Here is a 10,087-nt window from a genome sequence, read left to right as displayed (position 1 = left end):
ACACCGCCGAACAAATATTGATTGACAGGGAAACCCCCGCACTTTACAGTGCGGGGGTTTTCTGTTTTCCAAAGGGTATTACCGTGGGGTCCATGAGTAGCTTTGTGGTGCGGTCCGTGCGTGCGGACGAGTGGCGTGCGGCCAAGGAGCTTCGGCTGGCCGCTCTGCGGGATCCCGTCGCGGATATCGCCTTCCTTGAGACGTACGACGAGGCCGTGGGCCGGCCTGACTCCTTCTGGCAGGAGAGGGTGCAGCGGGTTGCCGAGGAGGCGACCAGTGCGCAGCAGATCATTGCCGAAGGGCCCGACGGGGAGTGGGTCGGGGGGCTCGTGGTGCTTGTCGAGGAGGCCGGGACGACCGACTGGTCCGGTGTCGCTGTCGAACAGCGGCAGGGGCACATCGTCGGGGTGTTCATGCTGCCGGAGCACCGGGGCTGCGGGCTCACTGATGTGCTCTTCGACGCGGCTCTGGAGTGGGCCTGGGAGTCCGCGGGCGTCGATCGGGTGCGGTTGATAGTGCATCAGGACAACGCGCGGGCGCAGCGGTTCTATCGGCGCGTGGGATTCGTACCCAGTGGGGTCACCATGTCGTTGGACCACGGCTCCCAGGGTTCCCATGGATCCGAGGCTGAGGGCGACACCGAGCTGGAGTTCGTGTTGGAGCGGGAGTCACACCTGTAGGTCGTGGTGCGGCCATCTCGCCCGGAGTTGTTCTCTTGACCGGAGCAGGGCCAGGGTCGGCATGCCCTGGTCGGCTCCCGTGGTGAGGAGTTCCGGGAGCTGGGGGAGAGGAGCGACCGCCGCGACGTCGTCCAGGACGAGTGTCATTGGTGGGTCGAGGCGACCGGAGGATGACCGTTCGGCCATGCGCCGGCCGCGCTCGACCACGCTTGCGGCCAGCGCCGTCAGGAGAGGCATCGCACCCGGGTTCGTCCTGGGGTCCTCGATAGATTCACCGACCACATAGAGCGTGCCCCCTTCGGCGATGAAGGAATCCAGCACAAGGGCATCAGTTCGGTTTGCCGTGCACGCCTCGCGGATGTTCACCGTCGAGAGCGCGGCGAGCGCCCGGCTCGTCAACTCCTGGGCCATGTCGCGGCGTTCGGGGTGCGCGGTGAGGGCGGCTTCGAGTTCGCCGGCGGCGCCGGGCGCCGCCTTGGGGTGGGTACGGAGGATGCGTACGGCTTCCTGGACGTTGGTGCCCTGGGACCAGCGGTGTACGTGGCGGATCGTGCGGGCGTCTATCGCGGCCGCGTGGAGGTAGCTGCGGAGGAGGGTCTCGGCGGTTTCCGCCGTTGTTCGGTCGATCTTCGCCGTGGGGCGGACGGGCGCGAGGAGAGCGATTGCTCTTTCCGCCGCAGTGGGTCTGTCCTCGCAGCCTGTGGTGGGAGGCCAGTGGAGGCGGGCCGGGGTGTCGCACAGGTGCGTGGGGTCGTAGAGGAGGGTGGGGCCGAGTTTGGCCCTCGCGTCCTTTGTTTCCTGCCACAGGGTGGGGTTTGAGGTGAGGATCAGGGCCGCGCCCTGTGCGTTGTGGATTGCCTCGGTTGCGGGGTGGGTGCGGGTGTCTTTGGGGCCGAAAAGGATTGTTTCCCGCCCACCCATCCGCTTGCCGCTTGTTTCCAAGGTGGGCGTCTTGGGCGCTTCAGTCAGGGGAGTTTCCTCCTCGGCTGCCTTCTCCAGCTCCACCGGTGGCCGATCCGTCCGTTGCACCGGGATCTCGTGACGTGCCGGAGTTGCTCTTCTTGCTGCTCGTACTGCCTTCCAGCGGGCCAGTGTGCCCACCACGAACACCGTCAGGACCGACAGGATCATCAACTGGCTGATGAACAGGCCCCAGAACAGGCCCCAGCCGGAGAGTTGGCCCGCCGGTGTCCGGGGCCAGGCGCCCGGTACGTCCTGTGGGTCCGTGATCAGGTGGCGCAGTGCCTCCGGGGTGCGGATGAACGTGACTCCCTGCGGCCAGGCGCCGTGGGAGAGGAGGGCCGCGAGGCCTGTCGCCGTCCAGACCAGTGCCGTCAGGCCGAGCAGGAACCCGATCAGGCCGACCAGCAGGCCGTCGGAGACTCCGCGTTCCTGCTGTCGGCTTTGGTCCGGTCTCATCGTCGTCACGCCACCGTGGACTCGGAGGAGTCGTCGAGGTCGTTGAGGTGCTGTTCGACGAAGGCCGCCGCGCGTTCCTCGGCCTCCAGTTCGGCGGCTCTCAGGGCGTCGTCGGACAGTTGGAGGTCGCGGTCGCGGGACGACTCCGTCATCGCCCGGTCGGTGAAGACGAGGGCGCGTTCGGTCTCCGTGACCAGGTGTTTGACGACCTGGACATTGCCGTTGACGTCCCAGACCGCGATGCCGGGTGTCAGGGTCGGGATGATCTCCACCGCCCAGCGGGGTAGGCCGATGACGCGGCCCGTTGCCCGTGCCTCGTCGGCCTTCTGGGCGTAGATCGTTCGGGTCGATGCCATCTTCAGGATCGCCGCTGCCTCCTTCGCCGCCGCTCCGTCCACCACGTCCGAGAGATGGTGGACGACCGCCACGAAGGACAGGCCCAGGCGTCGGCCGAACTTCAGGAGGCGCTGGAAGAGTTGGGCCACGAAGGGGCTGCTGATGATGTGCCAGGCCTCCTCGACCAGGAAGATGCGCTTCTTCCGGTCGGGGCGGATCCAGGTGTGCTCCAGCCAGACGCCGATGATCGCCATCAGGATCGGCATGGCGATCGAGTTGCGGTCGATGTGGGACAGGTCGAAGACGATGAGCGGGGCGTCGAGGTCGATGCCGACCGTCGTCGGGCCGTCGAACATGCCTCGGAGGTCGCCGTCGACCAGGCGGTCCAGGACCAGGGCCACGTCGAGGCCCCAGGCGCGTACGTCGTCTATGGCGACGTTCATCGCCTCCGCCGACTCCGGTTCGGGGTGGCGGAGTTGCTCGACGATGTCCGTCAGCACCGGCTGGCGCTCGACGATCGTCTCGTTGACGTAGGCGTGCGCGACCTTCAGGGCGAAGCCGGAGCGTTCGTCCAGGCCGTGGCCCATCGCCACTTCGATGATCGTGCGGAGCAGGGCCAGTTGGCCTGTTGTGGTGATCGCGGGGTCGAGCGGGTTCAGGCGGATGCCCATGTCCAGGGCGGCCATGGGGTCCAGGCGGATGGGGGTTATCCCCAACTCCTGTGCGATGAGGTTCCATTCGCCGACGCCGTCCTCGCCCTGCGCGTCCAGGACGACCACCTGGCGGTCCCGGAAGCGGAGTTGACGTAGGACGTAGGTCTTCTCCAGGGCTGATTTGCCGTTGCCGGACTCGCCGAGCACCAGCCAGTGCGGGGCGGGGAGTTGCTGGCCGTACAGCTGGAAGGGGTCGTAGATGTAGCCCTTCCCGGAGTACACCTCGCGGCCGATGATGACGCCGGAGTCGCCGAGGCCGGGGGCGGCCGTGGGGAGGTAGACGGCCTGGGCCTGGCCCGTGGAGGTGCGGACGGGCAGGCGGGTCGTCTCGACCTTGCCGAAGAGGAAGGAGGTGAAGGTGTCGGTGAGGGCGGTCAGCGGATCCCGCATCAGCGCATCAGCCCTACCTTCGGATTCCGGTGGCGAACGGGAGTGTGTTGACGAACGCTCGGTGGTGCTCGCGGTCGCACCACTCCAGCTTCAGGTACGACTTGCCCGCGGACGCCCTTATCGTGCGCTTGTCGCGCGCCAGGGCCTCGGGCGAGCGGGAGGAGACAGTGATGTAGCCGACCAGGTTGACGCCGGCCGCGCCGCTCGCCAAGTCCTCGCCGCGCTGGTCCAGGCGGTTGTGGGAGGCGATGTCGCGGGGGTCGACCGTGCGGTTCATCTTGGCGGCGCGGCTTGCCTCCGCGTCGTCGTTCGTCTTCTCCGTGAGCATGCGTTCGATGGCCACCTCGGTGGGTTCGAGGTCCATCGTCACCGCCACCGTGCGGATCACGTCCGGGGTGTGGACGAGGAGCGGGGCCAGGAAGTTGACGCCGACCGGGGTCATCGGCCATTCCTTCACCCATGCCGTGGAGTGGCACCAGGGGGCGCGGGTCGACGACTCGCGGGTCTTCGCCTGGAGGTACGTCGGCTCCATGGCGTCCAGTTCGGCCGGCCAGGCGTTGCGCTTCGTCATCGCCTGGAGGTGGTCGATCGGGTGGTCCGGGTCGTACATGGAGTGGATGAGGGAGGCCAGTCTGCCCTGGCCGAGCGGCTGGCGGACGCGGATGTCCGCCTCCTGGAGCCGGGAGCAGATGTCCGTCAGCTCGCGGGCCATGACCACCGCGAGGCCCGCGTCCCGGTCGACCTTCCGGCCGCCGTGCGGACGCGCCGCGCGGGCCATCGTGTGGGCCTCGGCGGCGAGTTCACGGTTGAAGTGCATACAGGCGACGAGGTACGCGCGGTGCTGCTCGCTGCTCGTCGACACCATGGACTGGAGCTGGTCGTACGAGTCCTGGAGCCATGGCGGTGACTTCTCGTCGCCGCGTACGGCCACGTCCTTGGCGTGGGCGTCCGGGTCGGCGGGGAGGGTGCGGGCGAGCATCTGGAGGCGGGTGACGAAGCCGTCGCCGTTCGCCACATGCTTGAGCAGCGTGCCGAAGCGGTCGACGAGGGCTTCCTGGTCCTCGCTGTCGCGCAGGCCGACGCCGGGGCCCTCGATCTCGATCGCCGCCGTCACCGTACGGCGGTCCGCGTGCAGGAGTACGGCGATCTCGTCCGGGCCGAACGGGGCCGCGAGCCAGTTGATGCGGCCGATGCCGGGGGGCGGGCCGATCTCGACCTCGCGGCCGTCGATCGCGGTGCCGGCCTCCATGACGGAGCTGCGGTATGCCGTGCCTTGGCGGAGCGAGCGCTTGTAACTGCGGTTGATCTCGAACCATTTGTAGAACGTGCGGCGCTTGTACGGGACGTACACCACCGCCAGTGCCAGCATCGGGAAGCCGGTCAGCAGGACGATGCGCAGGGACAGGACGGGTACGACGAGGCCGCACACCATGCCGAGGAAGGCGCCCACGATGATGAGCGCGATCTCGCCGGACTCGCGGTTGCGGCCGACGATCGCGTTCGGCCGGGCGCGGCCGATGAGATACGTACGGCGGGGCGAGACCACATGGGCCATCTGGGAATCCGTCGTCAACGCCCGTCACCTCCAGGGCGGTTGGATCGGTTGCTGTTGCCGGCGTGTGGGGCGCGCGGCGGGGGTGCGGCGGAGGGGACAGATCCGCCGCCGCCCGAGGGCCGCGAGCTGTGCGCGGCCACGCCGCCGGACGCGGGGTTGGCCGGGCGCGGCGCGGAGGACGACTGGCCGCCGCCTCCACCGCCCCCGTTGTTGTCGGCCCGGCTGCTGTGGGTCTTGATGCCCTGGGCGACGAGGGTCGCCGGGGAGCTGATGACGGCCGCGGCCTTGCCTTCGGCGCCCTGCATGATCCGGTTGTTGCGCGAGTTCGCGATCTCGTCGCCGAAGCCGGGGACGAAGCGGTAGATCATCGCGCTCGCGAAGATGGCGAGGAGGATGATGGACAGGCCGGAGACGACCGCCGAGAAGGCGTCGGGCCCGTTGTTCGTGGAGAGTGCTCCTGCCAGGCCCAGCACGATGGCGATCACCGGCTTCACCATGATCACCGCGATCATGATGCCCGCCCAGCGGCGCACGTGGCCCCACAGGTTCTTGTCGACCAGTCCCGCGTACACGACCGTGCCGAGCAGCGCGCCGACGTACAGCAGGGCGGCGCGGATGACGAGTTCCAGCCAGAGGACGCCGGCCGCGAGGATCGACACCATCGACACCACGATCAGCATGATCGGGCCGCCGCCGATGTCCTGGCCCTTGGCGAGGGCACCGGAGAAGGTGCCGAAGAACGTGTCGGTCTGGTCGCCGGTCGCGCTCGCGAGGACCTCGGTGACGCCGTCGGTCGCCGAGACGACGGTGTAGAGGATGAGGGGTGTGAAGGCGGAGGCGAGGACGGTCAGCCAGAGGAAGCCGATCGCCTCGGAGATCGCGGTGGTGAGGGGGACGCCCCGCATGGCCCGCTTGGCGACCGCGAGCAGCCACAGCACCAGGGTCAGGACGGTGGACGCGGCGAACACGACCGCGTACTGCTGGAGGAACTTGGAGTTGGTGAAGTCGACGCTCGCGGTCTCCTTCACGGCCTCGCTGAGCTTGTCGACCGTCCAGGAAGCGGCGTCGGCGCAGCCCTTGGCGAGGGAGGAGAGGGGGTCGAGGGTGGCGTCGGGGGCCTTGAGGGATCCCGAGCGGGTGCCCTTCGAGACCTCGCAGAGATCCTTCGAATGGCCGGTGAGCAGCGTGCAGTCCGGGTTGCCGGCCTTCGGCGTGGGCGATCCCGATCCCGACGGTGTGGGCGTGGGGGACGGGGCCGCGTACGCCCGCGACGCCAGGAGCACGGCCGCCGTCTGTACGGCGGTCAGCGCGCCGGCGAACTTGAGCACGAGGTAGGGCCTACCTGGCGCGTTACCGGGCATAGGTGAACCCTCCGTACTCGTTGATGGCCTTGTTGATCTCGTCCGAGGTGGCGGCGCGGCCGTCGTCGGGGACCGGGTTGGGGCCGTCCTTCTCCGAGTAGGAGACGACCTTCCAGTCACCGCCGGACCAGCGCATGTCGTAGGTCCTGGTTTTCCAGGAGGCGATGACCGGGCTGGTGGAGGCCTCGCCGGCGATGCCGCTCAGGCCGACGTACCAGACCTCGACCGTGGCGGTGGCGCCGCCGTACGCCACGGTCTTCGTGCCGACCGGGGTCACGCGGGAGACGTATGTGCTGCCCTCGGGGGCGTTGCCGCCCGCGTCGAGCCCGAGTCTGGTGAGGAGGTTCGCGGAGTAGGCCTTGTCCAGGGGGCCCTTGAGTTTGGCGGCGGCCTCGGGGGTGAAGAGGGCGTCGACGATCCGGTCGCGGCTGTCCTTGCGGAACATGGCGGTCGAGCCCAGCGGCACGGCGTAGTTGGCCGCGGCGGACTGGGCGCCCTGCCGGTTGTGGGCGAACCCGGACGGGATGTCCGCCGCCTTCGTGGTGACCGGCTGCTCGCCGGAGGCCGCGGTGGGGGCCGCGCCGGGCCCGTCGGCGCTGCCGCTGTTGCTGCCCGAGCCGCTGCCTCCGGTGGCGGTGGAGGACTTGGGCGAATCGTCTCCTCCACGGTTGGCGAAGGCGATCGCCGCGATCAGGAGGACGACGACGCCGACCGCCGTGACGGTGCCGCGCGACGACTTGGTGCGCCGGGCGCCGCCGTAGACGCCGCCGTTGCCCTGGTCGTGGTAGCGGGTACGGGTCTGGCCGGTGCCGCCGTACCCGCCGTCGTCGGGGCGGGTGGAGTCGCCGCCGTCCTGGCTGTCACCGAGACTCATCGCACGCCCGTCCCCTCGAACTCGTGTCGAAACCCGTATCGGAACCCGTGTCGAACTCATGTCCAAACCGTGCCGAATCCACGCGTACGAGGGACGCGTGACAGTACGACGGTAGCCGTGCTGGTTCCCGCGCGGGCGCGGTGTGGTGACTCGACATCAGGGAGACGCAACCTCGGTCGGTGGGCACGACGGGTGGGTGGGTGTGGTGAGGGGGAACCGGGCTCGTCGTCCGGTGGTCCGACCGACGGTGTGTCACACGCGGGTGGCGTCGGCTGTGTCGGCTTTGTCGGCGGCTAGACGGCCATGCCGTAGACGATGGTGAAGAGGGTGCCGAGCGAGCCGATGATGAACACGCCTGTCAGGCCCGCGATGATGAGGCCCTTGCCCTGTTCCGCGCTGAAGGTGTCGCGCAGCGCGGTGGCGCCGATGCGCTGCTTGGCCGCACCCCAGATGGCGATGCCCAGGCACATCAGGATGGCCACGGCCATCACGACCTGGACCATCGTCTTCGCTTCGGTGCCCAGACTGCCGAAGGGGCCCCAGTCCGGAGCGATCCCGCCGATGATGGTGTTGATGTCGCCCTTTTCGGCCGCAAGCCACATGTAAGTCACCGCCCCTGTCGGGTAGTTCCGCTCGCCCCTGCCGCAGCGCAGAGGTCCGGTCCATTCTCGCCGACGATGACGCTGTCCGATGTCGACTTGGCGTCATTCATTGGCTGGTTTCGTGCGAATACCTTGCCACCGCCTCTCGCGGCACCCTATGGGGGAGCGCGGGACGGTGTGCGAGGGGTTGAACGGATCGTATGGTCACTCTGTGTATCACGGCAGGTTACGCCGGGCAATGAGGTGTGGGCGGAACCTGTGGTGTGGTTCCGTCGTTAGCCACCGATGGCCAGCCGTGGCCGACCCACTCGTACGGTCGTGGACGGGGACCGCTTCTGACGGTCCGTATCCATTTCCCTCTTCCTTCATATCCATGTTCCCGTGCAGGTTATCGCGGAGCTCGGACATGGGGACGGGCCGCGGCTGGTGGCCGCGGCCCGTCGTTGGATGGCCGGTTGTGCTCGTTGTGCTCGTTGCGCTGGATCCGTTGGATCGGCTGGATCCGTCGGTTCAGCCGGTGAAGGCGTCCAGGCCCTGCGGGGTGCCCCAGCCGGTCGGGCCGTCGTAGCCGGCACGGGCGGTGCAGAAGTAGCTGGTGGAGCAGGTGCCGTTGCTGCCGGACGTCACGTCGTTGAGTGCCGGGGTGCGGGCCGCCGCGTACGGGTACGAGGCCGGGAAGTCGCCGCTGCCGGGGGTGCCGGCGAGGGCGTAGACGCCCGCGATGACCGGGGCGGAGGCGCTGGTGCCGCCGTAGGTGTTCCAGCCGGTGCCGTCGGCGCCGTAGGTGTCGTAGACCGAGACGCCGGTGGCGGGGTCGGCCACGGCGGAGACGTCGGCGATCATGCGCTTCGCGCAGCTCGCGTCGGTCTGCCAGGACGGCTTCGGGTCGACGGCGGAGCAGCCGGAGCCGGTGCCCTCGCTGCTGCTGGTGTGCCACACGCTCTCGGTCCAGCCACGGCTGTTGGAGGACGTGGACAGCCTGGTGCCGCCGACGGCGGTGACGTACCTGGAGGCGGCCGGGTACTCGGCGCCGTAGCCCTCGTCGCCCGCGCTGACCGTGATGGCGACGCCGGGGTGCTTGTAGTACGAGGTGTCGTACGTGGTGTCGGAGGACGACTCCGAGCTGCCGTAGCTGTTGGAGACGAACTTGGCGCCCAGGGAGACCGCGCGGTTGACGGCCGTACCGAGGTTGGCCATCGAGGACGACTTGGCCTCGACCAGCAGGATGGAGCAGTTCGGGCAGACCGCGCTCGCCATGTCGACGTCGAGGGAGATCTCACCGGCCCAGCCGCTGTCGGGGGCGGGGAGGGAGGTCGTCGAACCGGTCTGGCCGACCTTCTTGAAGCAGCCGTTGTCCGTGGTGCAGGCGGGGAGCCCGTACTGCGCGCGGTAGGTGGCGAGGTCGGACTCGGCGTTCGGGTCGTCGAAGGCGTCGACGATCGCGATCGTCTCGCCCGAGCCGTTGGAGGCGGCGGCGTCGGTCAGGCCGTAGGCGTTCTGGAGGTCGCTGGGGCCGTAACCGGTGGGGGTGTCCGAGGTGGCGTTCGGCTTGACGGTCGCGGGGGCGACGCCCTTCCGCGCGGCCTGCGCCTCCTGGAAGGCGGTGGTGCCGCCGGTGACGCGCAGGGCGTCACAGGACGCGAAGCCCTTCGCGGGGGTCGCGTCGCACTGGTGGGTGTAGTGCACGTGGGCCTTGGCGACCTGGGCGGCTATGGCCTTGGCGGAGACGGTGACCCTGTGGTGCGCCGTGGTGGCTCCGGCCTGGGTCGCGGTGCCGAGTCCGGCGAGGGCGAGGGCGGTGGTGGCGAGGGCCGCGGTGCCTGTGCGCTGCCATCTGCGGTGCCATCCGCTGTGCGTGGTGCGGCTGTTGGGGGGTGACGTACGCAACGTACAGCCTCCTGGTGAGGGGGTGGTCAGGGGCGGTGCGGGTGGTGACGCGGGGGACCCGTGAGTTCCCGTGAGTTCCCGTGAGGACCCGTGGGGGGTTCCTCAGGGGTGGTGCTTGCCGCCGGTGCGGCGTCCCCGGCGGCGGGTTGGCGGCCCGCCGATGACCTTCGCTTGTTGAGTACGTGACAACAAGACGAGTTGCGGAATCCTGACTTCCGTATGACTGAAGGGGGTTGAGGGGTTACTGATCACATACGGGGTGTTGGGTGG

Annotated in this window: 8 protein-coding genes; 1 reads left to right on the top strand and 7 read right to left on the bottom strand. The window is 69.0% G+C overall.

Annotation, left to right across the window (positions count from 1 at the left end):
* Positions 1 to 92: 92 nt before the first annotated feature.
* Positions 93 to 680 carry a GNAT family N-acetyltransferase gene (locus tag AOK08_RS30920; protein ID WP_055532219.1) on the top strand — a complete coding sequence of 196 codons (588 nt, stop codon included), beginning with the start codon at positions 93 to 95 and terminating at the stop codon, positions 678 to 680.
* Here the strand turns inward: AOK08_RS30920 and AOK08_RS30915 are convergent.
* The 7 genes from AOK08_RS30915 to AOK08_RS30885 all read right to left on the bottom strand — a co-directional run bounded on the left by AOK08_RS30915 (position 669) and on the right by AOK08_RS30885 (position 9,817).
* Positions 669 to 2,099, bottom strand: a complete 1,431-nt coding sequence (locus tag AOK08_RS30915; protein ID WP_055532217.1) for a type IV secretory system conjugative DNA transfer family protein — start codon at positions 2,097 to 2,099, stop codon at positions 669 to 671. The two genes, AOK08_RS30920 and AOK08_RS30915, sit on opposite strands and share 12 nt — an antisense overlap.
* A gap of 5 nt (positions 2,100 to 2,104) precedes the next feature.
* The gene (locus tag AOK08_RS30910) at positions 2,105 to 3,538 is read right to left on the bottom strand and encodes an ATP-binding protein (RefSeq protein WP_055532215.1); all 1,434 of its coding nucleotides are present in this window, start codon (positions 3,536 to 3,538) and stop codon (positions 2,105 to 2,107) included.
* 13 nt (positions 3,539 to 3,551) lie between these two features.
* On the bottom strand, positions 3,552 to 5,093 hold the full coding sequence (locus AOK08_RS30905; RefSeq protein WP_107101088.1) for an SCO6880 family protein: 1,542 nt from the start codon (positions 5,091 to 5,093) through the stop codon (positions 3,552 to 3,554).
* A gap of 14 nt (positions 5,094 to 5,107) precedes the next feature.
* Positions 5,108 to 6,454 carry a hypothetical protein gene (locus tag AOK08_RS30900; RefSeq protein WP_055532211.1) on the bottom strand — a complete coding sequence of 449 codons (1,347 nt, stop codon included), beginning with the start codon at positions 6,452 to 6,454 and terminating at the stop codon, positions 5,108 to 5,110.
* A complete protein-coding gene (locus AOK08_RS30895) occupies positions 6,444 to 7,328 on the bottom strand; it encodes a DUF8175 domain-containg protein (RefSeq protein WP_055532209.1) in 885 nt (294 codons plus the stop codon). Before AOK08_RS30895 ends, AOK08_RS30900 begins: the two co-directional genes overlap by 11 nt.
* Positions 7,329 to 7,621: 293 nt before the next feature.
* Positions 7,622 to 7,930, bottom strand: coding sequence for a hypothetical protein (locus AOK08_RS30890; RefSeq protein WP_053742551.1), 309 nt, complete (start codon positions 7,928 to 7,930; stop codon positions 7,622 to 7,624).
* 510 nt (positions 7,931 to 8,440) lie between these two features.
* Positions 8,441 to 9,817, bottom strand: coding sequence for a S53 family peptidase (locus AOK08_RS30885; protein ID WP_055532201.1), 1,377 nt, complete (start codon positions 9,815 to 9,817; stop codon positions 8,441 to 8,443).
* Positions 9,818 to 10,087 lie beyond the last annotated feature (270 nt).

This window comes from Streptomyces graminilatus (assembly GCF_001418565.1).
GTDB classification, from domain to species: Bacteria; Actinomycetota; Actinomycetes; order Streptomycetales; family Streptomycetaceae; genus Streptomyces; species Streptomyces graminilatus.
Note: the sequence above shows the minus strand (reverse complement) of the source record. Positions and strands in the feature narration are given on the sequence as shown.

Bases quoted from the DNA above. Each gene is read 5' to 3' on its own strand.
- AOK08_RS30920 (WP_055532219.1), top strand. From the start codon at position 93: ATGAGTAGCTTTGTGGTGCGGTCCGTGCGTGCGGACGAGTGGCGTGCG.
- AOK08_RS30915 (WP_055532217.1), bottom strand. From the start codon at position 2,099: ATGAGACCGGACCAAAGCCGACAGCAGGAACGCGGAGTCTCCGACGGC.
- AOK08_RS30910 (WP_055532215.1), bottom strand. From the start codon at position 3,538: ATGCGGGATCCGCTGACCGCCCTCACCGACACCTTCACCTCCTTCCTC.
- AOK08_RS30905 (WP_107101088.1), bottom strand. From the start codon at position 5,093: ATGGCCCATGTGGTCTCGCCCCGCCGTACGTATCTCATCGGCCGCGCC.
- AOK08_RS30900 (WP_055532211.1), bottom strand. From the start codon at position 6,454: ATGCCCGGTAACGCGCCAGGTAGGCCCTACCTCGTGCTCAAGTTCGCC.
- AOK08_RS30895 (WP_055532209.1), bottom strand. From the start codon at position 7,328: ATGAGTCTCGGTGACAGCCAGGACGGCGGCGACTCCACCCGCCCCGAC.
- AOK08_RS30890 (WP_053742551.1), bottom strand. From the start codon at position 7,930: ATGTGGCTTGCGGCCGAAAAGGGCGACATCAACACCATCATCGGCGGG.